The following is a 23,163-nucleotide window of genomic DNA, read 5'->3' on the forward strand; positions in this document are numbered from 1 at the left end:
TTCTCTACGAAAGGCGATGAGGGCCCTTGGCCCGCGATATGGGCGATCGCCTTCTGTACAGCAGGCGATCGGATCCGCTAGCCCACAATATGGGCGATCGCCTTCTGTACAGCAGGCGATTGGATCCGCTAGCCCACGATTCGGGCGATCGCCTTCTGTACAGTAGGCAATTGGATCCGCTGGCCCGCGGTTCGGGCATTCGCCTTCACAACGAAAGGCGATGAGGGCCGTCGGCCCGCGATATGGCCCCCCTATTTCTCGAAGCGGCTATGGCATCTCCGCAAAAAAGCCTCTCCGGCCGCTCTTCGATCGAGCAGCCAGAAAGGCATTTTTAAATCAAACCAATCAATTTTGCATGATAAAGTCCCGCGCGACGCTCTCGTCCTCGTTGTACACTTTCAAAATCTCGTACCGCGTATTCCGCTGCGCAGGGATCTTTCCTGCCTCGCGGATCAGCTTCAGGATGAGTTCGATATTAACCTTGTGCGTGGTGCCTGCGGCCGAGACGACGTTTTCTTCCATCATCGTACTGCCGAAGTCGTTGCAGCCGTAGGTGAGCGACAGCTTGCCGACCTCCGGCCCCATCGTAACCCAGGACGACTGGAAGTTGTCGATGTTGTCGAGCGCGATGCGGCTGATCGCCAGCGTCTTCAGGTACTCTTCCGGCGTCGCCTTCTCGCGCTTCATGTTCGTATTGTCCGGCTGGAACGTCCACGGGATAAACGCCAGGAAGCCCTTGGACGGATAGCCGTTGTTCAGGCATTCGTCCTGCGCTTCGCGCACCCGCAGCAGATGCAGCGCCCGCTCCTCCATCGATTCGCCGAAGCCGATGACCATCGTCGCGGTCGTGTTCATGCCGATCTTGTGCGCGGTCGTCATGACGTCCATCCAGTCGCGCCAGGAGCCCTTCAGCCGGCTGATCTTCTTGCGCGTGCGATCGTCCAAAATCTCCGCGCCGCCGCCGGGCAGCGAGTCGAGTCCGGCTTCGTGGATCTGCCGAATGACCTCTTCGAGCGACAAGCCGTCCGAAACGTCCTTCATCTTGTGAATCTCCGCAGGGGAGAACGAGTGCATCGTGATATCGGGGAAACGTGCCTTGATCTTGCGCAGCAAGTCCAGGTAATAGCCGAACTTCAGGTTCGGGTTCGTGCCGCCCTGCATCAGAATCTCGGTGCCGCCGACGTCGACCGTTTCCTGAATCTTTTGCAAAATCAGTTCGTCCGGCAGCACGTAGCCCTCGTTGGAGCCCGGCGCGCGGTAGAAAGCGCAAAAACGGCAGTATACGTCGCAAATATTCGTATAATTCACGTTGCGGCCAACGACGAAAGTAGTGATCGGGTCCGGGTGGCGGCGCAGCATCAGCTCATTCGCTGCCGCTCCCATTTTCTCGATCTCGTCCGACTCGAACAGCTTGACGACATCTTCCAATTCCAAGCGCTGGCCTTGCAGCGCGCGTGATAGTATTCCATCCACCGCACTCATCGTTCAAGCCTCCTTCATTATGCTTTTATTCTAACGCTGTTCGCCGTCCTTGTCATGCATTTCTTTGTGAAATAAATCACGATTAATGCCGAATAAAAAGGTGCTCCCCATAATCAGGAAGCAACCAGGCCGCGCCGAATTTGTATCCGTTCCTTCATCTCTTGGAAAATGCCGCGCTCATGCTCGTGCATAAGCGGATTCGGGCGCGCGAAATAGTAGCCTTGCCCCATACTCACGTTCAGCCGGAAAAGCACGTCCGCTTCTTCCTCGCGCTCGACGCCTTCGGCCACGACGTCGCAGTTCATCTCTTCGGCGGCGGTCACGATCGCGCGCAGCAGGCTCTCCTTGACCTTGTACCGGTCCACGAACTGGATGACCGAGCGATCGATCTTGATCAGCTCCGGCATCAGCTCGCCGATCCACTGCAGGCTCGAGTATCCCGATCCGGCATCGTCGATCGCGAAGCGGTATCCCTTCTCGCGGAATCGGTCCAGTATCCGGGACATCTCCGCAAGATCGTGGATCTCGTGGCGCTCGGTGATCTCAAGCACGATCTGTCCGGGAGACAGCGACGGATGACGCTCCAGGCATTGCTCCAGATGCGCCATGAACAACGGATGCGCCAATGTCACCGGCGTGACGTTCAGAAAGACGGGCTCGCAAATGCGCCGGCTTGCGATCTCGTCCAAAGCATGCCGTACCACGATAAATTCAAGCTTGCTGAGCAGCTTGCTCTGGCCCGCAAAGCGGAACAACTCGTCCGGCATATGGAACACGCTCGCGGCGGGTCCGCGCGTCAGGATCTCCCAGCCGTACACGTCGCCGCTCCTAAGGTCCATGATCGGCTGCGCCAGCACCGAGATCCGGCCCTCGGCCAGAATCTCGTCGAGCTGTCTGCGCGCTTCGATCACCTGCGGCGTGACGGCTCCCGTTGCGAGCGCCAACGCGAAGTCGAACGTCTCCTTGAGCACCGCCGCCGCATTCGGGTCGCAATCCCACGAAGCGCTCGATACGGGCACGTACGTGCCCGTCAACTGCCATTGCTCCGCGGCTTCAGGCATGACGGCGGCGGTGCCGCCTTCGAAGGCGTGCCGCAGCAGCTCCAGCCTGCGGAACAGCGCGACGGGCACGAACGACTCGTCCGGATCCTGCGGCGCGCTGACGAGCACGACGTAATCCTGCGGGCCGTACTGGTCCATGCCGATCAGCTCGCGCGAGCCGAACTGCTCGCGAGCGAGCATCGTCAACTGCTTCCGGCTGGCGGCGGACAGTCTCTTTTCTTCCTCCCGGCTATGCTGCCGATGCTCGGGATCGGACTTGCTCTCCCAGCGGTACAAGGCTAAAAAGCAGGCTTCTCCGCGACCGAGACGCCGCCTTAGAAGAGATAGGATCGGCCGTCGGATCGTAAAATCCGGCGGGAAGGCGTTCAACCGGCCATCCGGAAGAAATGCCTTGGCAATCATCTTAAATCTCTCAAGCAGCATCGTCGCGGTCACGTCCTCGCCTGCCTTGTCTTTTCGAATGTCGAATATTGTTATTTTATCACGAATCGGAAGGCTCGGAAAGGCGAATTATGGAAACCGGGTTCCAACCGCCAAAGCGCTCGCGAAGCCTTAGTCAAGCCTCCAACGCTTGCGCCAGATCGCGGATCAGATCGTCGATATCCTCGAGCCCGACCGAATACCGCACGAGTCCGTCTGTAATGCCCCGGGCCGCCCTTACCTCCGCCGGCATCGCGGCATGGGACATCATGGCCGGATAGGATAGGATGCTCTCGACCGCTCCGAGGCTGACCGCCACGATCGGAATGCGTACTTTGCCGAGCAGCCTCCGCGCCTTCTCCCCGCTCCCCGCATCGAACGAGACGACGGCGCCGTAGCCTTGCGATTGCCTTTCGTGAATTTCTTTGCCCGGATGTCCGTCAAGCCCCGGGTAATAGACGCGCGCCACGCCCGGATGCTCGCTCAGCCACTGCGCCAGCTTGCGCGCGCTGCGTTCGCTCGCTTCCATGCGTACCTGCAGCGTCTTCATGCCCCGCATGAGCAGCCAGCTCTCCTGCGTGCCGAGCACCGTCCCCAAGCCGTTCTGCAGCGCCTTAACCCGCCGGCCGAGCTCTTCGTCGGCCGTGACGATCAAGCCAGCGAGCACGTCGCTGTGGCCGCCCAAAAACTTGGTCGCGCTATGTATCACCAGATCGACGCCGAGCTCGATCGGACGCTGATGGTAAGGCGTCATGAACGTATTGTCGAGCATCGTGAGCAGCTCCTGCTCCTTGGCCCAAGCGGAGATCCGCGCGATATCGGTGATCTTGAGCGTCGGGTTGGACGGCGTCTCCATGAACAGCGCCTTCGTGTTCGGCCTGCGCGCCGCGACGACTTGCTCGAAGTCCGTCATGTCGACGAAGGTGGATTCGATCGCCAGCCGGCTCAGCACGGTCGTCAACAGGCGGTAAGTGCCGCCGTATACATCCTCCGTGACGATGACGTGGTCGCCTGCCGAGAGGAGCAGAAAAGCGGTGGAGATCGCGGACATGCCGGAGGAGAACGCGAATCCGCGCGTTCCGCCTTCGAGCAGCGCGATGTAAGACTCCAGCGCTTCGCGGGTCGGATTGCCCGAGCGGCTGTAGTCGTGCTTCGGCGGCTGCTCCAGATCGAAGTGATGGAACGTCGATGCCTGGTAGATCGGTACGCTGGAAGCCCCGGTCGCCTCGTCGATCTCCGCCCCGAAGTGGATTAGCTTGGTCGCGAATTCGCGGTCTCCCGCGTGCCGGTCGTTCGGATGCGTCACGCGCGCTCCCCTCCGATCTCGGCCGTCGCGGCCTCGATGGCCTGTCCCAGATCGCCGATCAGATCGTCGATATGCTCGATGCCGACGGAGAAGCGAAGCAGGCGGTCGTCCACGCCAACCTTCCGGCGGATCTCCTCGGGGATGTCGGCATGCGTCTGCACGGCCGGGTACGTCAGCAGCGACTCGACGCCGCCGAGGCTCTCCGCGAACGCGATCAGGCGCAAATGCCGCAAGATCGGCTCGATCGTGCGGGCGTCCTTCATGCGGAAGGAGAAGATGCCCGTGCTGCCCGAGGCCTGGCGCTTCTGGACCTCGTGGCCGGGATGGTCTGACAGCGCCGGATGATAGACGGATTCGACCGCAGGGTGAGCGGTGAGCCATTCCGCCAGCTTGACCGAGTTGAATTCGTGCCGCTCCATGCGCAGCGCCAGCGTCTTCATGCCCCGCATCAGCAGCCAGGAATCCTGCGGACCGAGCACCGCGCCGATGGAGTTGTGGAGGAATGCCATCTCGTCGGACAATGCCTGTCCCTTCGTGACGATCAATCCCGCCAGCACGTCGTTGTGACCGCCCAAGTACTTCGTCGCGCTATGAATGACGATATCGGCGCCGAGCTCGATCGGACGCTGGAGATACGGCGTGAGCAGCGTATTGTCGACGATCGTCAGCAGCCCGTGCACCTTGGCCCAGGACGCGACCGCGGCGATGTCCGTGATCATCATGAGCGGATTGGTCGGCGTCTCGATGAGCACGGCGCGGGTCGCCGGCGTACGAAGCGATTCGAGCGCATCCAGATCGTTCGTATCCACGTAAGAGGCGGTCACGCCGAAACGGGACATGATCATCTCGAGCAGGCGGTAGGTCCCGCCATACAGGTCGAGGGAGACGATCAGGTGGTCGCCTTGCTTAAAAAGGGCGAAAATCGTCTGAAGCGCGGCCATGCCGGAGCTGCAGGCGAACCCGCGGTCCCCGCTCTCGAGCTGCGCGGCGGCTTCCTCGAGGACGGCTCTCGTCGGGCTCTTCGTGCGGGCATAGTCGAAGCCCGTGCTCTGTCCGAGCTTGGGGTGGCGGAACGCGGTCGCTTGGTAGACCGGGAAGCTCACGGCGCCGGTCGCGGGATCCTCCTGCGAACCGATCTGGGCAAGGCGGCTTTCGATTTTCATGAATAAGATTCCTCCATCGTCATAGGTTGGGCGCCTGGCGCCGGCGGACTTGCGATCGATCGCGATCTTTCCTTCTATGAGCATGAATGCTTATTATGCAGCTCTTGCGGTTCCTCCGCTCAGATGCCCGCGCCAAGATCGTACGGCGTTTCCTGGTATACATAATAGTTCAACCAGTTGGAATACAGCAGGTTCGCGTGCGCGCGCCACGTCGACAGGGGCATTTTGGACGGATCGTCTTTCGGAAAATAATTTTTCGGCACGTCGATCCGAAGCCCCTTCGCCTTGTCGCGATCGTACTCCCACTTCAGCGAGTTCGGGTCGTATTCGGAATGTCCGGTCACGAAAATCTGCTTGCCCCCGCGCGACGCCACGATGTACACGCCCGCTTCCTCGGATTCGGCCCAAACCTCGAGCTGCTGCACTTTGTCGATATCTTCGCGCCTCACCTCGGTATGCCTGGACTGCGGCACGTAGAACATCTCGTCGAACCCGCGCAGCAGAGGCACGTTGCGCTTCGAGATCGTATGCGGGAAAACGCCGAACAGCTTCTCCTCGAGCGGAAGCTTCGGCACGCCGAAGTGGTGATACAGTCCGGCTTGGGCCGCCCAACATATATGGAAGGTCGAGGTTACGTACTTGGCGCTCCAATCCATGATGTCCTTCAGCTCTTCCCAATAGTTGACCTCTTCGAATGGCAGCGTCTCGACGGGCGCTCCCGTGATGATTAGACCGTCGTAGCGCTGATGGGCGATCTCGTCGAACGTCTTGTAAAAGCTCTCCAGGTGCTCGGAAGACGTGTTTTTGGACGTATGGGTTTTCGGATGGAGGAGCACCACCTCCACCTGCAGCGGCGTATTTCCGATCAGGCGCAGCAGCTGCGTTTCGGTCGTTTCCTTCGTCGGCATCAAATTCAGTATCGCGATCCGCAGCGGCCGAATATCCTGATGGTAGGCGACGCTTTCGTCCATGACGAATATGTTTTCTCCGGCCAGCGTCTCTTTGGCGGGCAGATTGTCGGGTACCTTGATGGGCATAATATCACTCCTGTTCAGGTGTGTTGGCAAAACAAAAGACCCGCTTTCGTCGGAAAGGGGTCGTCGTTAACAAACGGTTACGCGATCGCCTCTCTCATCTCCCAGAAACGTCCGCAAACGGACGTCATCGCAAGAATTAGCACCGTGCGTACGCTACGCCGGTTGCCGGGCTTCATCGGGCTAGTCCCTCCGCCTGCTCTTGATAAGATGGGCAAAACTATTCGGTTGTATGGGTTAAACTACAATTAATGTAACCGATCGGCCCGCTTCCGTCAAGCGCCTGGACTGCCGCTCGAAATTGTCCTTGAAAGGGATGAAGCGGAGGATTATACTTAACACGGATTGCGCCCGGACAGGGCAAATTCGAAGCTAAGCATCGATCCGAAAAACGGAAGGGGGGAGCCGGTCATGGAAGGAGATCATCCTGGGCCAAGTCGCACTTCAAGACGCATTGCCGCAGGACGAGAGTCCGCCACCGAAGCCCCGCGCTTGCCCGGCTCCGCCGAGTAAACCCCTTCGCGCGCGGATGTTCGCCCTGCATAATACGACAGCGCCGTACCCATGCGCCTCCTACAGGCGCGCCGGACGGCGCTTAAGCCGATTATGACAAGGAGCGATAACCATGAAAATCCGCCTGGTCCGTCAAGGCGTATTCACGCCTGTTGAAGATATCACCGAAACGCTTATTCCGCCGGAGGAAGGCTTTTACTGGATCGACGCGGACATCGACGATCTGGTCGTCTTGCAGCCGCTGTTCGGCATCCACGATCTGGCCGTCGAAGACTGTATGACCGAGGAAGAGCAGCGCCCCAAGCTCGAGGTTTACGAGAGCCATTATTTCCTGGTCATCAACAGCATCCGGTTCGACGACGAGGAGATTTTCCTCCGCGCCCTGAACGTCTTCCTGGGACGGCACTATCTCATCACCGTCACCCGCCAGAAGATCAACGAGCTGCGCAGCATCAAGCCGATTCTCTGGGAGCAGGAGGTCAACACCGCCGACCGCTTGATGTACCATCTCGTCGATATCGTCGTCGACAACTATTTCTCCGTCGGCGACCGGATCGAAGCCCGCATCGAGCAGCTCGAAGAGGATATTCTGATGCACACCAAGAAGTCCCATCTGACCGAGATCATCGGTCTGCGAAGCGAGATTCTGTGGCTCAAGAAAGTGCTGGGACCGCAGCGCGACGTCATCGCCACGCTGAACAAGCGGGATCTCAGGCTCATCGATCATCAGCTGCAAAAGTACTTTATCGACATTCACGAAAATGCCGTCAAAATATACGAAACGTTCGAAACGTACCGGGACCTGATGGGCAACTTGCGCGAAGCCTATCAGTCCAGCGTCGCCAACCGGGCCAACGAGATCATGCGCGTGTTCACGGCGCTGACGACGATCTTTATGCCCCTCACCTTCCTTACCGGGGTGTACGGCATGAACTTCGATTACATTCCCGGCATGCACGACCAGTACGGATCCGTGGTGCTGCTGTGCATCATGATCGGTCTTGGCTTCGGCATGTTCTATATCTTCCGGAAGAAGGATTGGCTATGAACGACGCCGGCCCGTCATCGCAGACAAGGCGCTCCTGATACGCTGCAGCAGCAGCGAGCGGGAGCGCCTTTGTCGTTGAAAGAAAGATTAGACCTGCATGCCGCCCGCCGTCGCCGCCACCGCGACCGCGCCGCGGTCTCCGCTGTCGGCGAACAGGCCGCGCTTGCGGTGATGCCGCCAACGGAGGTACAGTACGACGCCCCGGATATACTCGTCGAGGATCATGCCCGCGTAAACGCCGTACAGTCCCCATCCCAGCTGAATGCCCAACAAATAAGTAAGGCCGACGGACACCAGCCACTGGCTGGGAATCGAGATCTTCATCATATAGCGGCTGTCGCCGACCGCCACGATCGATTGTCCGAGCGCCATGTTGAGCATCTTGCCCGGCTGCAGGATCAAATTCAGCCACAGGAGTATGATCGCCATATCCACGATCCACGGATCGTCCGTGAAAAAGGTAATGATCTGCTTGCGGAATAGGAGCATGAGCGCAGTGTTGAACATGACGAACGCCATGCCGTACCCCATCGCCCGGTACGCGCTTCGATACGCCTCTCTCAGCCTTCCCTGCCCGAACAGGTAGGCGATCAAGATTTGCACCGCCATCGCGTACGACCACCCGATCGTGAACGCGAACGATTCCATCGTATTCATATACGTCCGAGCCGCCAGCTCCTGCGCGCCCATCACGCCGATGATCCCCGTGATCGCGAGCTGCGAGATCTGCCAAGAGCCGCCATTGATGCTGAGCGGCCAGCCGATCCGCAAAATCTCCTTCGACTTGCTCCAGTCCGGACGCATGAATTCGCGGAACCCGATCCGGCCGCCGAATGCCGAGCGGAACACGTAAAGCAGCAGCACGACCGACGCCGCCCGCACGAACAGCGTCGACAGCGCCACGCCGAACAGCCCCCATTTCGGAAAGCCGAGCAGACCGAAAATAAACAGCGCGTTCAGAAAGATGTGAACGACGTTCATCATGATCGCGATGTACATCGGAGAACGCGTATTGCCGGTGTTGCGGACGGCGGTTGACAGCGCATTGCCGATAGCCGTAAAGATCATGCCCCCGCCCACGATCGCCATATAATCCTGGGCGAGCGGACGGATATCGTGCGGCATGCCGAGCCATCCGGCGAATTGGCTCGCCCCGAATATCATCAGCAGGCTGACGACGAGCCCGATCGCGCCGGTCAGCACGACGGACACGATCGCCAGCTTGCGCGCCTCGTATGCCTCGCCCGCGCCGAGCCGGTTGGCGATCAAAATGCCCGCGCCGCTCGCGACCAGCATGAAAACGACGATGACCGCATTAAAAAACTGATTGGAAAAGCCGACGACGGCCACCGCGTCGTCTGAGATGCGGCTCACCATCAGCGTATCCGACGTTCCGATGGCGAACGCCAGGAACATCTCGATCATTATAGGCCAAGTGAGACGGCCGAGCTTCATCTTTTTGTCCAATTCCATGTCAGTAAGCGCCCCTCGCCGAACCCGCATGCGTGCCGATTCAATATCCTTGGCATCATATCACGTCCGGTTCGCCTGCAAAAGGGCGCCTCGCTGTCATGAACGCGGGTTTATGGCGAAATTCGCCCTTAAATCGCGATCTTCCTGCTTCTACGGAAGCTTATGCGAAGCATGCGCAGCTTCTCGTACTGTCGCTCGGTCTCGGCATATTCCGTGCCCGCCGCGCCCCCGTACACCCGCTGCTGCAGCGGCTTAAGGAAACGGTCGCCCAACTCGTCCATGGCGCCCAAGGCGACCTCCTTCTCCTGCTCCGGCACGGCGGCCAGCTCCTGATCGATCAGCGGCAGCACGTCGTAGCCTTCCTCGTCGAGCTGCTCGATCCTCGCGATCAGCTCCCTGCGCGCGCACTGCATCCGTTCGGCGAGCTCCGCGAGCGAGCTCCCCTCCCGAATGCCCGCCAGCAGCTTGCGCTTCTCCTGAATGAGCGACAAGCTCTTGCCGTAGCGGTCCTCCCGCTGGGCGAACATCCAGGCCGCGTACCGCTCGGAGGTCACCGCCGCGGATACCCAGTCCAGCGGGAACGCATGGCTCCGCTCCGTCTTGGCCAGCATCGCGACCAGCTCCGCGCCGTACCGCTCGGCCTTGAGCTTGCCGAAGCCGGGCACCTGTTGCAGCTCCGCTTGGCTGTGCGGCAGGAATACCGCCAATCCGTGAAGCTCCCGGTTGGTCGCGATCATATACGCCGGGCGCTTCTCTTCGGCCGCCTTCGTCCGTCGCCATACGCGAAGCGATTCGACGACCTCGTCCGAAGCCGGCTGTCCGTCCGCATAGCACTGGAGCAGCGTCTGCAGCTGCGGCTTGCGCTCCCAGAAGGGCGTATCCTCGAGCATGCCGTCCAGCATCGGACGGTACCCTTCCTTCATCCTTCCGGCGACGCCATGACGGAACGACGACAGCAGCTCCTCCCAGCTCGTGCCCTCGTACCAGATCGTCCGCTCCGCATCTCCGCCTTCGGCCGTCTCCTGCCAGCCTGCGGTCCAATTGCCTTGCTCCTCCCCGATGAACACTTGTCCTTCGCGCCCCGCCGGGTAACCGCTGTCTTGCTCAAGCCGATTCAAAAACACGATCTTCATAGCCTTTGTCCTCCTTGTATGGGTCCGGCGTCGGCCGGCACTGGGATAACAAGTCGTCCAAGGGAGAAAAAGGGCGACAAAAAAGAAAGCACCTCGTCCCGCGCTTGGCGATAGAGGTGCTTCCTCGTCCGTTCGACCTGTTCTGCTACAGCGTATCAAAAACAGGCCGTTTTGACAAGAGGCTCCAGGCGACGATATTCACAGGATCGACTTTTGCCGGGTCAGAACCGTTATGTTAAGGTAAACTCAACATCTTGCCCACATGGCCGCGAAGGAGAGCCGATGTCGATGCAAAGTACGACTTCAGCCGAAATTGGCGTACAATCGATTCAATCCGAAGCCGAGCTTTTTCTGGCGCGTTTTGCGGAGGAAACCGGAATGGAGGAAATCGCTGCCAGACGTCGTGAAGTACTTGCCGAGATTACGGCGACGGGCACATATAGCCATACCCGCGAAGAGCTGATTCACGGCGCTAAAATGGCTTGGCGCAATGCCAACCGCTGCATCGGGCGATTGTTCTGGAACCGGATGCATGTGTTCGACGAACGCGGTGCTGCCAGCGAGCAAGAGGTGTTCGACGCACTGCTGCGGCATCTCGCGTTCGCTACCAACGGCGGGGAGATCCGGCCTGCGATCACGATTCTGCCGCAGGCCGGAGAGGGCCGCGAATCGTTTCGGATTTGGAATCACCAGCTGTTGCGGTACGCAGGCTACGAGAGTACGGCAGGCATTGTGGGCGACCCCGCTTCGGTCGGGTTTACCCGGATCTGCGAACGGCTCGGCTGGCGCGGCGAAGGTACGCCGTTCGATCTGCTGCCGCTCGCCGTCCAGCATGGCGGCAAGCCGCCGCGCTTGTTCGAAATTCCGCGTACGCACGCGCTGGAGGTTCCTCTCAGCCATCCGGACCGGGATGTGTTCGCCGGCTTTTCTGCCAAATGGTACGCCGTTCCCGTCATTTCCGACATGCTGCTCGAGATCGGGGGCATCCGGTACCCTGCGGCACCTTTTAACGGCTGGTATATGGGCACGGAGATCGGCTCGCGCAACCTTGGCGACGAGGCCAGGTACAATTTGCTGCCCCGTGTTGCGGTCAATCTTGGTCTGGATACGTCTTCGAATGCGACGCTCTGGAAGGATCGGGCGCTGGTCGAACTTAATGCCGCGGTGCTTCACTCCTACCGCCTTGCCGGCGTGACGATCGTCGATCATCATACGGCCGCGCAGCAGTTCAGCATTTTCGAGCGCAATGAAGAAAAAGCCGGCAGAGACGTCACCGGCCGTTGGTCCTGGCTGATTCCGCCAATGTCCCCTTCCGCTACGTCCGTGTTCCACAAGAGCTATGAAGATCGCATCGTCAGCCCGCAATTCATTCATCAAAATCCGCCTTACGCATAAAAAGTGAAGGGAGTTTTCCGTATGGAATTGACAGACTTCGATTTTCTTTCGGACAGTACCGAGCAAACGTCCACGCGGTTCGTGACCTTTGTATCTCCGGGATTGAACCGCTTCGACTTGGCGATCGTGACGACAAACCGGTTTTATGGCAAAAAGCTTGTCGTCGACATGCAGTCCGGCCGAAGCGGCGTGCTCGCTTACGACGATCTCGAGGAAGAAGGCGTCATCGGGTCCGTCTTCCGCTTAGAGGAAGAAGCAGCAGCCGAGCTGTCCCAGTTCTTGGCGCTCGTCCTGGGCGAGGTTCATTTTACGGACTGACCGTGCGGTACAATTCTCATGCATGAACTGCCCATCCGGAACGCACAATAAGCCCATCCTTATTAAAGGAGGGCTTATTCCATGTCCCGCTTCCTCTCTGAAGACCGTCGGACCACGACAGATCTGAGCACCGTGGAGTCTGCCCGCAACGATTTATTTTTGGAAGAATTCCCGGAAGGACCTTACGGAGCCGCTCTCGTCACGAATCTGAAGCTGGGCCGTTCAAAACCTTGGCGCATCGACCAGGATACGCATGCCGGCTACGAAAATATCGAGCTTCACGAGGACCTGCCCCGCGTTTACCCTGGAGAAGACCCGCTGGGCGACACTGACGAAGACCGTTAATGTAAAAAAGAACGGTGAGAATGGGAATCCCCCGAAACTGTGCCGCCGTGGGCACCGCGACAATTTTGTATGCGGTGGACTTTGCGCCGACATGAGAAAGCGGTGGAATAAAACAAAAATCGCCGGAGCCTTCCCGGCGATTCGTACTTCCCTTATATGAGCTTGGCGTCCGCGTCGGCAAACGTTAGCTCGCCCTGCAGAACCTCCGGCTCCGCAAAAGGATCTTCCGCCGCCGCAGCAGCTTCGGCTCGGCCCAGCAATTCAGCGGCGCCCAGCAGCTTGTACAAGCCGCCGAACTCCAGCTCCGCGAACTTGCGCGCCGCCGCCTCTTGCCTGATTTCCAGCACGCACTCATTCAGCGTACAGGAGATCGGCGCGTCCAGGCGGATCTTCGCCAGCTCGCGCGACAGGTGCAGCAGCTCCAGGTTCGCCTCGATCTTGGCGCGCACGCCCTTGGCCAGCTTATCGAGGTTTTCCAGCACGCCTTCGACGGACCGGTACTCGAGCAGCAGCTTGTGCGCCGTCTTCTCCCCGATGCCAGGCACGCCCGGGTAGTTATCGCTCGTATCCCCCATGAACGCCTTCAGATCGACGACCTGCTCGGGCATCAGCTGCCTCTCGCTCATCAGCGTATCGAGATCGTATACCGCATAATTCAGCTTGCCTTTTTTCATGATGACGACCTTCACCCGGTCCGAGACGAGCTGCAGCAGGTCATGGTCGCCGGTGAGCACGTACACCTCGGCGTCCGCGCTGAGCGCCGAAGCGAGCGTGCCGATGCAGTCGTCCGCCTCGAAGCCGCGCATGCCTACGTTCAGCACGCCCATCTCCGCGACGACTTCCTTGACCAGATCGAACTGCGGGATGAGCTCTAGCGGCGGCTCCGGCCTGTTGCCCTTATATGCGCCGAACTGCTCGGTCCGGAACGTGGAGCTCCCCATGTCCCAGCAGCACACGACGTGCGTCGGACGGAAGGTCTTGATCGCGTCGAAAAAATATTGAATGAAGCCGTGGACCGCGTTGGTCGGCAGGCCCGCCTTCGTCTTGCGGATGTATCCGGTATAGGAGGTCGCGAAGTAGGCCCTGAATAAAATTGCCATGCCGTCGACCAGCAGCACTCGTTGATGGTTGCCGTTCATCGATCTCTCACCCTCGCGCGTTAGACTATCAACCTATTATAGCATACCGCGCGTATTGATCCCGGCGCCTTATTTATCCAGCGGCCGGATTCGGATCAGCGCGCGTCGGACGGGGCATGCTCCCGCAAAAACCGCCCGATGCGCGCCGCCGCCTCGCGCAGCCGCTCCTCCGGCTCGACAAGCGCGAAGCGCACATAGCCTTCGCCGAGCGCGCCGAACGCGTTGCCTGGAATGACCGCCACGCCGACATGTTCCAGCATCGCCCTGGCCAGCGCGCGCGAGCTCCAGCCGGCAGGCACGGGCGCCCAGGCGAACATCGATCCGCGCGGCGCGGGAATCGCCCAGCCCGCCTCGGCCATCGCCGCGATGAAGGCGTCCCTGCGGCACTCGTACTCGGGCGCGACGGGATCCGGCCACGTCAGGTCCAGCTCGAGCGCTTCGACCGCCGCTTCCTGCACGGCGAGGAACACGCCGAAGTCGATATTGTTCTTCAGCGCGCGAAGGCTGTCCAGCACCTCGGGATTGCCGACCGCGAAGCCGATGCGCGCGCCGGCCAGATGGAACGACTTGGACAGCGAGTGAAACTCGATCGCGATCTCCTTGGCCTCGGGCACCTCCAGCACGCTCGGCGGCTTGAAGCCGTCGTAGGCCATCTCGCTGTAGGCGTTGTCGTGCACGAGCAGAACGCCTCGGCGCTTCGCGACGGCGACCGCTTCCTCGAAGAACGACAAGTCCGCGACCGCGGCCGTCGGATTGCTCGGATAGCTGAGCAGCATGAACTTGACCTTGTCCCAGACGCCTTCCGGGACGGCGTCGAAATCGGGCAGGTAGTCGCGCTCAGCCGTCAGCGGCAGCGGCACGGTCTCCACGCCGGCTACCGCCAAGCCGGCTTGGTAGACGGGGTATCCCGGGTCGGGCAGCATCGCCGCATCCCCGGGATTCGTCACGGCCAGCGCCAGATGGGCCAGACCGTCCTGCGTCCCCATGAGCGAGAGGACCTCCCGCTCGGGGTCGAGCGCGACGCCGAACCGGCGCTTGAACCATTCCGCGACTTTCGATCGAAAAGCGGGACTGCCGTCCGTGCCGGGATAGCGGTAAAGCTCAGGCCGCAGGCTGGCCTCTGCCAGCCGCTCGCGAATACTCATGGCGGGCGGCCTATCGGGACTGCCGATATCGAGCTGAATGACGTCCAGGCCCGCCGATCGGGCCGCCGCCTTCCAACCCGCCACCTCCGAAAATATAGCCGAACCCAGACGGTCCAGCCGATCCGATCTCCAAGCTTGCCGATTCATCGTTTACAGCTTCCTTCCCATGCGCGCACGACCCGGCCGCGCTATTGTGCCGGGTTCGTCCAGCCTGCTTCTTGAATGACCCACATCATATACACCAATATCATAATAAGCCCGACGTACAAGCTGCCGATCCGCCATCTGTCGCGGCTCTTCACTTCGTAATAATTGTCCGGCTCGTACACGTTGCCTTCGACCCGCACCTTCAAGGTCAAGTTCTGCTCGCCGTCCGGCCCTTCCAGCTGATGGGCATAGACGCGCCGGACGAGGATCGCCTGGTCGATCGGCAGCTCTCCCTTGAACGATAGCGCCTCCCATTCGAACTCGACCACGTGCTGGCCGTCCAGCTTGCAGTAGGCCGTATAAGGCAGCTCGCGCAAATGGCTGGAGCCGCGGTAATACCAATCCGGCAGGGCGGGGTCCGCCTTGGCTTGATAGACGCCTTCGGCGATGTGAACCGGCCCTTCGCCCTTCTTCGCCTTGAACTGCCGGTATGTCGAGAACAGGAACCAGACCCAGATCAGGATGAAAATAACGCTGTGCGTGTACCAGATGACGAACGGACCGATCACGACGCCCGCGAGCCAGATCCAACGGTTTACCGCAGACGCAATCCTGCCGCCGTCGAGCGGACGGATCGGCACTAAGTTAAACAAGTTTAGAAAGAAGCCGACATACGCCAGCATATGCCATACGCCGCTGTCCGTATAGACGCCGATGCCGTAGCAGACGAAAGCAGCGGCCGCCCCCAGATACGGCCCTCCGAGCGCGATATCCGCCTCGGTCGCCGCGTCCTTCGGATTGCGCTTCATCATGATTGCGGCACCGAGGAAAGGAATGAATAACGGCGCCGTCACCGGCAATCCTTTTCGCTTCGCGACCCACACATGCCCCATCTCGTGAACGAAGATGAGCGCCACGAGCCCGATCGCGAACGACCAAGGATAAATAATGGCGTACGCGCCTACCGTGATCGCCATCGAGATCAGCGGCTTGCCGAACTTCAGGAACAGCAGAAGCGCGGCCTTGCCCTTGCCCAGCAAAAAAGCGAGCACGGCGCCGAACGCCCAGGAGCCGCCGTTCCCTTTGCGCTTGCCGCCTTCATCGTCGGGCGGCCTTTGTTCTTCGTCGCCATGCGAAGGCGGCACGGGCGGCGCATTCGGGTCGATCGGCTTCGGCGTCGGCAGCTCCGAGCCCGGCTGCATGCCCGGATCCCTCAGCCCTTCCGTCCCGCTGCCAGTCGGCTTCGTATCGTCGTCGTGCGTTCCTTCCGGCTCCCGGCCGTCATTCGGCATAGGCACGCTTCAGCTCCTCCTCGCGGTAACCGACGGTCGCCTTGTGCCCGTCGGAGACGACCGGGCGCTTGATGAGCATGCCGTTGCCGGCGAGCAGCTCCAGCTTCTCGTCGTCGGACAGTTGCGCCATTCGATCCTTCAGACCCATCGAGCGATATGCGTCGCCCGCGATATTGAACCACTTGCCGATCGGCAGTCCGCTGTCCGCGACCAGCTTGCGAAGCTCCTTCACGGAAGGCGGGGATTCCTTGATATGAATCAATTCGAGCTCATGTCCCTCTGCCTGCAGCGTCTTGATCGCCTTGCGGCAGGTATCGCAGGACGGGTATTGGTATACGGTCAACTTTTTAGGCATCGCTGCGTATCCTCCAGATTCGATAGATGCATCTCATTGGACGTCCAGGCGCGGCGGAAGCTCGCGCAGGACGCGCTCCAGCTCGCGCAGATCCGCGGGGAGCGGCGCTTCGAGCTTCGTCTCCGCGCCGGTCACCGGATGGCGGAACGCGAGCTGAGCCGCATGCAGCGCTTGCCTGCCGATCGCGCCGGAGAGCGCGTCGGCGAGCGGCGTGCGCATCCATGCCGGATCGGCGTAGTAGGCGTCTCCGACAAGCGGGCATCCGATCGCGCCCATATGCACGCGGATCTGGTGCGTCCGCCCCGTGCCGAGCCGAATGTCCAGCGCGCTAGCGCCGCAGGGGTACGCCTCGGACAACGAATAATACGTAAGCGAAGGCTGACCGTCTTCCCGGACGGCCCGCCTGTGCGGGTCTTCGGGCACGCGGCCGATCGGCGCGTTCACTTCGCCCTCGTCCGCGGGCGGGCGTCCATAGGCGTATGCGCGGTACAACTTGAGCACCGTGCCGGCCGACATCTGGGCGGACAGCTGCTGCTGCGCGTATGGGTGCTTGGCAACGATCACGAGGCCGGACGTGTCCTCGTCCAGCCGGTTGACCGGACGGAACCGGCAGCGCTCGCCGCGCTCCCGCCAGTAATGCACGACGCCGTTCGCGAGCGTGTTCGCGTAGTGTCCGGTCGTCGGGTGGACGATGACGCCGGCAGGCTTGTTCAGCACGAGCAGGTCGTCGTCCTCGTGCACGATGTCGAGCGCCATCGGCTGCGGCAGGATATCCTCCGAGGATTCCTCCGCCATGCGCAGCGCCACGATATCGCCCGCCGATAAAATAAAGCTGGAAAACACCGCGTTCCCGTTGACCGTCACGCCTTCCTCCGAAGCCTTCAGCTTCGTCCACAGCCGCCGCGAAATGCCGATGCGATTGCGCAGCACGTCGCGCAGCATGCGGCCCTCGTCCCGCTCGTCCGCGACGTGGACAAGCGGTTTGTAATAGCCTTCCGTTCGTTCCCATTCCATCGATGCTATAGCTCCTTGCCGATGCGGCGGAATACCGCCGCTCCCCTCTCGTATTCGACGTCCCGCACGTCCGCCTTGGCATTGGCGGCGCGCGCCGCCGCAAAAAAATAGTCCGACAGCCGGTTGAGATACTTCCCGACTTCGGGCGGGCAGGACCTGCCCGTGGCCGCCAAAGTCACGACCGCGCGCTCCGCCCGGCGGCATACGGTGCGGCAGACGTGGAGCGCCGCGGCCGTCGCCGTCCCCCCGGGCAGAATGAACCTCGCGATCGGCGGATTGCCCGCCTCGTGGCGGTCGATCCAAGCTTCGAGCCGCTCCGCCAGCTCGGACTTCACCTTCAGCTGCGCCGGCTCCGGCGCCGCGTAGGAAAGATCCGAGCCGCAGTCGAAAAGCTCATGCTGGATGACGGTCAGCTCCTCGAGCAGCCGGGCTTCGAACCCGCGGAGTCCTTCCGTCGCCTCGGTTGAAACACCCGCTTCCCTTCCCGCCCTCGCGGTCGCCGCGGCTTGGCCGACGAACGCGTTCAGCTCGTCGATCGTCCCGAACGCCTCCACGCGCTCGTCGTCCTTGTTCACTTTGCCGCCGATGACCGAGGTCGTGCCTTTGTCGCCGGTTCTCGTATACAGCTTCATCGCCCAGTCCTCCCGAGTCAGATCCGTTCGCCCCGGATCGTCTCTGCGATCCCGAACGACAGACGGTAGATCGTATGCGACGCCGCGGCCAGTCTCCGGTTGGATTCGGCCAGCAGCTTGATATAAGTTCGCTCGCGCGGATCCGAGACCAGACCTGCGGCCGCTTCCTCGGTCACGACGATGACGACGCCCTCGAATTCCAGCAGCGCGCCGAGCAGCTTGCCCGCTTCGGCTGCCGCCTGCCCTTCGTCCCCTTCGCCCGGACGGGCCTCGAGCACCCGGTGCCGGAGCCAGCCCGACAGGCTGTCCAACACAAGCGCCCTTCGCTCGGCCCGATACGGATTCGAATCCAGATTGACGCGGGTGAGCGCCTGCGCGCAGGCGCCGTCCGCCGGCAGCTGCGTCCACGCGAATCCGCGCCGTCCCGGCGCATGCTTCGCGTCGGCGAACGCCCTCGCGGCAGGTTCGCCGGACGCCGCGCCCGAGCCGTCCTTCCGGCAGGCGCCGGTCAGAGGCCAGGCGGGACAGGTAAAGCCGATCGCTTCCCGGCCCAGCGACTCCGCCAACCGCTTGGCGTACGCCGATTTGCCCGAACCCGTGCCGCCGGTTACCAACAGGAGCATCCCGTCACCTCCCAGGCGCAAAAATATCTAGCTTAACTATAGCACAATCGCGGGGCGACTTGAAAAAGCGCCGATCCGGCGCAAGCGCGCGGCAAAATAAAAAGTCCGGAGCGAAGCTCCGGACTTAACGGGCATGATAGCTGAGTCTCATATATTCGTTGATCTTCACGTCAAGCATCCGGCTGAGTTCCATGACGGGCTCCGCGGTGAAGGAGTCCTCCCGCAAGAAAGTCTCCGTCATGCGTCGCCTTAGCAGATCGATTTCTTCGATGAGGCTTCGGTCGTTATAAGAGGGAGGCGCGCCGACTTCACTGTAGGCATTCCTGGCCGATACCCATGAAGCGGGCTGAGCCGGTTCCAAAGAATGATTGCTTGCTGTCGCCATCGTTTTCCCCCTCTCCGCAGCTACGGGCAAGTCTGCAAAACAAGGGTAATTATAGCAGAACTTCAGAAAAAATAACATCCTTTTTCCATTTCCCCTATTTAAGCTGCTGAACGAACTGTCCGATGCGTTCCAGCGCCTCGGTCAACTGCGCGACGGAGGAGGCGTAGGAACAGCGAATGAAGCCCTCGCCCCCGGTGCCGAATACGTGTCCGGGCACGGCGGCGACCTTTGCGTCCCTCACCAGCCGCATGGAAAACTCCTCGGACGACAACCCGGTCGATTCGATCGAAGGGAACACGTAAAACGCGCCTTGCGGTTCGTGACAGTCCAGGCCGATCTCGCGGAAGCCTTGAACGACGAGCCTTCTTCTCTGATTGTAGGACTCGACCATGCGATACATTTCGTCCATGCCGTTCTTGAGCGCTTCGAGCGCGGCGACCTGGCCCATGATCGGGGCGCACATAACGGTATACTGGTGGATCTTCAGCATCGCGCCGATCAACTCGGGATGGCCGCAAGCGTAGCCCATGCGCCAGCCGGTCATGGCGAACGCCTTGGAGAAGCCGCTTACCAGTATCGTGCGGTCCTTCATGCCTGGCAACGACGCGAAGCTGACGTGCTTCGAGCCGTAGGTCAGCTCGGCGTAGATCTCGTCGGAGACGACGATCAGATCGTGCTCCTCGACGAGCTTGGCGATCGGCAGCATATCCTCGTAGCTCATGATCGCGCCAGTCGGGTTGCTCGGGTAGGAGAGGATCAGCAGCTTGGAACGCGGCGTGATCGCGGCGCGCAGGCTCTCCTCCGTCAGCCGGAAGCCGTCCTTGGCGAAGGTTTCGATGCCGACCGGAACGCCGCCGCCGAGCGAGGTGATCGGATTGTACGGCACGTAGCTGGGCTCCGGGATCAGCACTTCGTCTCCGGGCTCGACGAGCGCGCGGATCGCAAGGTCGATCGCTTCGCTCCCGCCGATCGTCACGATAATTTCGTTTTCAGGCTCGTATTGCATATGGAACTGCTTGCTCAAATAGGCGGCGATCTCTTCGCGCAGCTCGAGCATGCCCGCATTGGACGTATACTGCGTCTTGCCTTTTTCAAGCGAATAGACCGCTGCGTCGCGAATGTGCCACGGCGTCACGAAGTCCGGCTCGCCCACGCCGAGCGAGATGATGCTGCTGTCCTTGCTGGCGCTCACCAGATCGAAAAACCTGCGGATGCCGGACGGCGGAATGGCGCGCGCGCCGGCGGACAAATAACGATCCATCCCCCCGGTAGATGCCTTGCCGCGCGTCTGTTGGTTCGTAATCATTGGACAACCGTCCTTTTCGAAATACTCGCTCCCTTATCGCGTCAAGGCGAGACGAGCAGGCGTTGATCGTCCTCGAATTCCTCGAAGATGATACCGTCCTGTTTATATTTTTTAAGAATGAAAAAGGTCTTGGTCGCGATAACGGATTCGATGGTCGAGAGCTTGTTGGAGACGAACGACGCAACTTCCTTAAGCGTCTTGCCTTCGATCTCCACCTGCAAGTCGTACGCGCCTGACATCAAGTATACCGACTTCACCTCGGGATACAGATAAATGCGCTCGGCGATGCTCTCGAAGCCTCGGCCGCGCTCCGGCGTGCATTCGACTTGGATCAGCGCCGTTACTTTCTCGTCGTCCACCTTGCTCCAATTGACGACCGTCGCGTACTTCACGATCACATGGTCCCGCTCCATCTCCGCGATGGCGGCAGACACGTCGGCTTCGTCCGCCCCAAGCATCGTAGCGATGGTCGAAGCGGACAATCTCGCGTCTTCCTTGAGCAGATCCAGAATCTTCAACTTAAATTCGTTCATGGGGATCCCTCCTGAATACCTCTCATATTACATCAAATACAGGTCCCGTGAAAAGAAATTTCAAATTCGTCCGCCTACAAAAAACCTCCCGCCGGATACTGACGTCCGGGGGAGGATGATGCCTGGAGCATGCTCTATGCTCAGTGCTGCTGCATTTGCTGCTGGGCGTTTTGCTGCGGCTGCTGCCAGGCCGGAATCGCGCTCTGCTTGATTTGCTGCACGAACTGCTGCGTCTTCGTTTGGGTGTCCTGATACGTCTTCAGGTTTTTGTCGATTTCCTGCTTCAGCGTCGGCGAGGAGGCGTTGTACATGTTGGCCGATTGCATCGCGTTGAACAATTCGCCCTGCATCTGCAGCGTTACGTTCAGCAGCTGGGTGAATTGCTGGCGGACCGTCGGGCAGACCGATTCGGTAGCCGCCGTCGCGTATTCGCGCGTCACGCGCTTCAGATCCGCGAGCACGGTATAAGCCAAATCCTCGTCAGGCAGAAATTGGTTTGCTGGCGCCATGAAAGTGTGGCCTCCTTTTCGGATGCGATATTAGGCTTGAGGTTGCGTAGGAGCGAGCGGCTGGTGCTGTTGGAGCAGCGACATCAGCGTCTGGTAATGCTGCGTGTGCACCTGCGCCTGATGGTCGAGCACCTGCTTGATTTGCTGATTCGAGCATGACGCGGACGCGGCCGTGCATTGCTTGATGAGCAAGTCCTCGTTGGACATCGAATCCGCGATGTACTCGAGTTCCTTGCCGGTGATCGGTTGAAGCATGACGATCCCTCCTGTAATTGGACAATCGTGCATAGTATGCGGCCAACTTCGGATGCTTATCCCATCATACTGTAAAGAAGCGCTCTACAGCGCTAAATTGCAGTACCACGCCGCCAATGAAAAAGAGGCTCTATACAGAGCCTCTCAGCGGGATCGCGCCACGACAAATAATGACCTCTTGAGATCGTCAGCTTCGCGACGCGAGCTTAAAACAAATCCATTGACAGGTACCGCTCGCCCGTATCCGGCGCGATGCACAGCACCCGCTTGCCTTTGCCCAGCTTGCGGGCCAGCTGGAGCGCGGCCCATACCGACGCGCCGGACGACGGTCCGGCCAATATCCCTTCCTCGCGCGCCAGCCGCTTCATCGTCGCGATCGCGTCGTCGTCCGTCACCTGCACGATCTCGTCGTAGACGTCCGTATTAAGGATGGACGGGATGAACCCGGGGCTCGTGCCGACGAGCTTGTGCGGGCCAGGCACGCCGCCCGACAGCACGGGAGAGCCCGCCGGCTCCACGACGGTCACGTGAAGGTTCGGCAGCCTCTCCTTCAGCGTTTCGCCCGTGCCGGTGATCGTGCCGCCCGTGCCCGCCGTGGCAACGAACGCGTCCAGACGCCCGTCCGTCTGTTCAAGAATCTCCAGCGCCGTCGTTCTGCGATGGGCATCGGGATTGGCGGCGTTGTCGAATTGATTCGGCATAAAGCTGCCCGGCGTGCCCGCCGCGATCGACTGCGCTTCCCGAATCGCCCCGGGCATACGCTGGGACGCAGGCGTCAACACGACCTCGGCGCCGTAAGCTTTCAGCAAGTCGATTCGTTCCTTGGACATATTGTCCGGCATGACGAGGATGAGCCTGTAGCCCTTGGCCGCCGCGTTCATGGCCAGGCCGATGCCCGTGTTGCCGCTCGTCGGCTCGACGATAAGCGAGCCCGGACCGATCAGCCCCCTCGCTTCGGCGTCTTCGATCAGGGAGCTCGCCGCCCGGTCTTTGACGCTGCCGCTCGGGTTGAAGCGCTCGAGCTTGACGAGCACCTCCGCGTCGCCGGGGCCGGTCAATCGGTTCAGCCGAACGGCCGGCGTATCGCCGATCAGTTCCGTTACGCTTTGATACACAAGCTTCTTCATGCGCGTCGTC

The 23,163-nt window shown here is 60.7% G+C and carries 24 protein-coding genes and 1 riboswitch; of the genes, 4 read left to right on the top strand and 20 right to left on the bottom strand.

Features of this window, described 5'->3' with window-relative positions:
• Window positions 1-345: 345 nt before the first annotated feature.
• The 5 genes from mqnC to metA all read right to left on the bottom strand — a co-directional run bounded on the left by mqnC (window position 346) and on the right by metA (window position 6,469).
• Window positions 346-1,482: a cyclic dehypoxanthinyl futalosine synthase gene (gene mqnC, locus BM235_RS04220; protein WP_090109763.1), complete on the bottom strand. Its 1,137-nt coding sequence runs from the start codon at window positions 1,480-1,482 to the stop codon at window positions 346-348.
• 113 nt (window positions 1,483-1,595) lie between these two features.
• Window positions 1,596-2,978, bottom strand: a complete 1,383-nt coding sequence (locus BM235_RS04225; protein ID WP_090109765.1) for an EAL domain-containing protein — start codon at window positions 2,976-2,978, stop codon at window positions 1,596-1,598.
• A gap of 121 nt (window positions 2,979-3,099) precedes the next feature.
• Complete coding sequence (locus BM235_RS04230) at window positions 3,100-4,269, bottom strand: PLP-dependent transferase (RefSeq protein WP_090109767.1); 1,170 nt, start codon at window positions 4,267-4,269, stop codon at window positions 3,100-3,102.
• Window positions 4,266-5,432: a PLP-dependent transferase gene (locus BM235_RS04235; protein WP_090111010.1), complete on the bottom strand. Its 1,167-nt coding sequence runs from the start codon at window positions 5,430-5,432 to the stop codon at window positions 4,266-4,268. Before BM235_RS04235 ends, BM235_RS04230 begins: the two co-directional genes overlap by 4 nt.
• A gap of 119 nt (window positions 5,433-5,551) precedes the next feature.
• On the bottom strand, window positions 5,552-6,469 hold the full coding sequence (gene metA / locus BM235_RS04240; RefSeq protein WP_090109769.1) for a homoserine O-acetyltransferase MetA: 918 nt from the start codon (window positions 6,467-6,469) through the stop codon (window positions 5,552-5,554).
• Between the two features lie 91 nt (window positions 6,470-6,560).
• Window positions 6,561-6,678, bottom strand: a riboswitch (SAM riboswitch).
• 413 nt (window positions 6,679-7,091) lie between these two features.
• Between metA and corA the strand changes: the two genes are divergently transcribed.
• Window positions 7,092-8,027 (top strand): magnesium/cobalt transporter CorA, encoded by a 936-nt coding sequence (gene corA, locus BM235_RS04245; RefSeq protein ID WP_090109771.1) that lies wholly within the window; start codon window positions 7,092-7,094, stop codon window positions 8,025-8,027.
• An 87-nt stretch (window positions 8,028-8,114) separates the two neighbouring features.
• On the opposite strand, the gene BM235_RS04250 is transcribed toward corA, so the two are convergent.
• Window positions 8,115-9,500, bottom strand: a complete 1,386-nt coding sequence (locus BM235_RS04250) for an MATE family efflux transporter (RefSeq protein ID WP_090109773.1) — start codon at window positions 9,498-9,500, stop codon at window positions 8,115-8,117.
• Between the two features lie 128 nt (window positions 9,501-9,628).
• On the bottom strand, window positions 9,629-10,633 hold the full coding sequence (locus tag BM235_RS04255; RefSeq protein WP_090109775.1) for an HRDC domain-containing protein: 1,005 nt from the start codon (window positions 10,631-10,633) through the stop codon (window positions 9,629-9,631).
• Between the two features lie 288 nt (window positions 10,634-10,921).
• On the opposite strand from BM235_RS04255, the gene BM235_RS04260 reads away from it, so the two are divergent.
• The 3 genes from BM235_RS04260 (at window position 10,922) to BM235_RS04270 (ending at window position 12,691) form a co-directional block, all read left to right on the top strand.
• Complete coding sequence (locus BM235_RS04260) at window positions 10,922-12,028, top strand: nitric oxide synthase oxygenase (protein WP_090111012.1); 1,107 nt, start codon at window positions 10,922-10,924, stop codon at window positions 12,026-12,028.
• 21 nt (window positions 12,029-12,049) lie between these two features.
• Window positions 12,050-12,346 (top strand): DUF3055 domain-containing protein, encoded by a 297-nt coding sequence (locus BM235_RS04265; RefSeq protein WP_177244191.1) that lies wholly within the window; start codon window positions 12,050-12,052, stop codon window positions 12,344-12,346.
• 81 nt (window positions 12,347-12,427) lie between these two features.
• Window positions 12,428-12,691, top strand: coding sequence for a hypothetical protein (locus BM235_RS04270; RefSeq protein WP_090109777.1), 264 nt, complete (start codon window positions 12,428-12,430; stop codon window positions 12,689-12,691).
• A 152-nt stretch (window positions 12,692-12,843) separates the two neighbouring features.
• Here BM235_RS04270 and BM235_RS04275 read toward each other — a convergent pair whose 3' ends face one another.
• The 13 genes from BM235_RS04275 to cysK all read right to left on the bottom strand — a co-directional run bounded on the left by BM235_RS04275 (window position 12,844) and on the right by cysK (window position 23,153).
• Window positions 12,844-13,830 (bottom strand): 5'-3' exonuclease, encoded by a 987-nt coding sequence (locus BM235_RS04275; RefSeq protein WP_090109779.1) that lies wholly within the window; start codon window positions 13,828-13,830, stop codon window positions 12,844-12,846.
• Window positions 13,831-13,925: 95 nt separating this feature from the next.
• Window positions 13,926-15,122, bottom strand: coding sequence for an aminotransferase class I/II-fold pyridoxal phosphate-dependent enzyme (locus BM235_RS04280; protein ID WP_090109781.1), 1,197 nt, complete (start codon window positions 15,120-15,122; stop codon window positions 13,926-13,928).
• 41 nt (window positions 15,123-15,163) lie between these two features.
• Window positions 15,164-16,414, bottom strand: a complete 1,251-nt coding sequence (locus tag BM235_RS04285) for a site-2 protease family protein (protein ID WP_255374122.1) — start codon at window positions 16,412-16,414, stop codon at window positions 15,164-15,166.
• Window positions 16,404-16,769 (bottom strand): Spx/MgsR family RNA polymerase-binding regulatory protein, encoded by a 366-nt coding sequence (locus BM235_RS04290; protein ID WP_090109783.1) that lies wholly within the window; start codon window positions 16,767-16,769, stop codon window positions 16,404-16,406. Before BM235_RS04290 ends, BM235_RS04285 begins: the two co-directional genes overlap by 11 nt.
• A 33-nt stretch (window positions 16,770-16,802) precedes the next feature.
• Complete coding sequence (locus BM235_RS04295; RefSeq protein ID WP_090109785.1) at window positions 16,803-17,783, bottom strand: RluA family pseudouridine synthase; 981 nt, start codon at window positions 17,781-17,783, stop codon at window positions 16,803-16,805.
• Between the two features lie 5 nt (window positions 17,784-17,788).
• Window positions 17,789-18,415 carry a cob(I)yrinic acid a,c-diamide adenosyltransferase gene (locus tag BM235_RS04300; protein WP_090109787.1) on the bottom strand — a complete coding sequence of 209 codons (627 nt, stop codon included), beginning with the start codon at window positions 18,413-18,415 and terminating at the stop codon, window positions 17,789-17,791.
• A gap of 17 nt (window positions 18,416-18,432) precedes the next feature.
• Window positions 18,433-19,038: a bifunctional adenosylcobinamide kinase/adenosylcobinamide-phosphate guanylyltransferase gene (locus BM235_RS04305; RefSeq protein WP_090109789.1), complete on the bottom strand. Its 606-nt coding sequence runs from the start codon at window positions 19,036-19,038 to the stop codon at window positions 18,433-18,435.
• Window positions 19,039-19,162: 124 nt separating this feature from the next.
• On the bottom strand, window positions 19,163-19,423 hold the full coding sequence (locus BM235_RS04310; protein WP_090109791.1) for an aspartyl-phosphate phosphatase Spo0E family protein: 261 nt from the start codon (window positions 19,421-19,423) through the stop codon (window positions 19,163-19,165).
• A 94-nt stretch (window positions 19,424-19,517) separates the two neighbouring features.
• On the bottom strand, window positions 19,518-20,729 hold the full coding sequence (locus BM235_RS04315) for an aminotransferase class I/II-fold pyridoxal phosphate-dependent enzyme (RefSeq protein ID WP_090109793.1): 1,212 nt from the start codon (window positions 20,727-20,729) through the stop codon (window positions 19,518-19,520).
• Window positions 20,730-20,770: 41 nt separating this feature from the next.
• The gene (locus BM235_RS04320; RefSeq protein WP_090109795.1) at window positions 20,771-21,262 is read right to left on the bottom strand and encodes an Lrp/AsnC family transcriptional regulator; all 492 of its coding nucleotides are present in this window, start codon (window positions 21,260-21,262) and stop codon (window positions 20,771-20,773) included.
• Window positions 21,263-21,402: 140 nt separating this feature from the next.
• Window positions 21,403-21,771, bottom strand: a complete 369-nt coding sequence (locus BM235_RS04325) for a spore coat protein (protein ID WP_090109797.1) — start codon at window positions 21,769-21,771, stop codon at window positions 21,403-21,405.
• A gap of 30 nt (window positions 21,772-21,801) precedes the next feature.
• Entirely contained in the window at window positions 21,802-22,026 is a 225-nt protein-coding gene (locus tag BM235_RS04330; RefSeq protein WP_090109800.1) for a hypothetical protein, read from the bottom strand.
• A 206-nt stretch (window positions 22,027-22,232) separates the two neighbouring features.
• Entirely contained in the window at window positions 22,233-23,153 is a 921-nt protein-coding gene (gene cysK, locus BM235_RS04335) for a cysteine synthase A (RefSeq protein ID WP_090109802.1), read from the bottom strand.
• Between the last annotated feature and the right edge of the window lie 10 nt (window positions 23,154-23,163).

Source organism: Cohnella sp. OV330, assembly GCF_900112065.1.
In the GTDB taxonomy this organism is placed as follows: domain Bacteria; phylum Bacillota; class Bacilli; order Paenibacillales; family Paenibacillaceae; genus Cohnella.

Coding starts and splice junctions, on each gene's coding strand:
- mqnC (WP_090109763.1), bottom strand. CDS start 1,482: ATGAGTGCGGTGGATGGAATACTATCACGCGCGCTGCAAGGCCAGCGC.
- BM235_RS04235 (WP_090111010.1), bottom strand. CDS start 5,432: ATGAAAATCGAAAGCCGCCTTGCCCAGATCGGTTCGCAGGAGGATCCC.
- metA (WP_090109769.1), bottom strand. CDS start 6,469: ATGCCCATCAAGGTACCCGACAATCTGCCCGCCAAAGAGACGCTGGCC.
- corA (WP_090109771.1), top strand. CDS start 7,092: ATGAAAATCCGCCTGGTCCGTCAAGGCGTATTCACGCCTGTTGAAGAT.
- BM235_RS04250 (WP_090109773.1), bottom strand. CDS start 9,500: ATGGAATTGGACAAAAAGATGAAGCTCGGCCGTCTCACTTGGCCTATA.
- BM235_RS04255 (WP_090109775.1), bottom strand. CDS start 10,633: ATGAAGATCGTGTTTTTGAATCGGCTTGAGCAAGACAGCGGTTACCCG.
- BM235_RS04260 (WP_090111012.1), top strand. CDS start 10,922: ATGCAAAGTACGACTTCAGCCGAAATTGGCGTACAATCGATTCAATCC.
- BM235_RS04265 (WP_177244191.1), top strand. CDS start 12,050: ATGGAATTGACAGACTTCGATTTTCTTTCGGACAGTACCGAGCAAACG.
- BM235_RS04270 (WP_090109777.1), top strand. CDS start 12,428: ATGTCCCGCTTCCTCTCTGAAGACCGTCGGACCACGACAGATCTGAGC.
- BM235_RS04275 (WP_090109779.1), bottom strand. CDS start 13,830: ATGAACGGCAACCATCAACGAGTGCTGCTGGTCGACGGCATGGCAATT.
- BM235_RS04280 (WP_090109781.1), bottom strand. CDS start 15,122: ATGAATCGGCAAGCTTGGAGATCGGATCGGCTGGACCGTCTGGGTTCG.
- BM235_RS04285 (WP_255374122.1), bottom strand. CDS start 16,414: ATGCCGAATGACGGCCGGGAGCCGGAAGGAACGCACGACGACGATACG.
- BM235_RS04290 (WP_090109783.1), bottom strand. CDS start 16,769: ATGCCTAAAAAGTTGACCGTATACCAATACCCGTCCTGCGATACCTGC.
- BM235_RS04295 (WP_090109785.1), bottom strand. CDS start 17,783: ATGGAATGGGAACGAACGGAAGGCTATTACAAACCGCTTGTCCACGTC.
- BM235_RS04300 (WP_090109787.1), bottom strand. CDS start 18,415: ATGAAGCTGTATACGAGAACCGGCGACAAAGGCACGACCTCGGTCATC.
- BM235_RS04305 (WP_090109789.1), bottom strand. CDS start 19,038: ATGCTCCTGTTGGTAACCGGCGGCACGGGTTCGGGCAAATCGGCGTAC.
- BM235_RS04310 (WP_090109791.1), bottom strand. CDS start 19,423: ATGGCGACAGCAAGCAATCATTCTTTGGAACCGGCTCAGCCCGCTTCA.
- BM235_RS04315 (WP_090109793.1), bottom strand. CDS start 20,729: ATGATTACGAACCAACAGACGCGCGGCAAGGCATCTACCGGGGGGATG.
- BM235_RS04320 (WP_090109795.1), bottom strand. CDS start 21,262: ATGAACGAATTTAAGTTGAAGATTCTGGATCTGCTCAAGGAAGACGCG.
- BM235_RS04325 (WP_090109797.1), bottom strand. CDS start 21,771: ATGGCGCCAGCAAACCAATTTCTGCCTGACGAGGATTTGGCTTATACC.
- BM235_RS04330 (WP_090109800.1), bottom strand. CDS start 22,026: ATGCTTCAACCGATCACCGGCAAGGAACTCGAGTACATCGCGGATTCG.
- cysK (WP_090109802.1), bottom strand. CDS start 23,153: ATGAAGAAGCTTGTGTATCAAAGCGTAACGGAACTGATCGGCGATACG.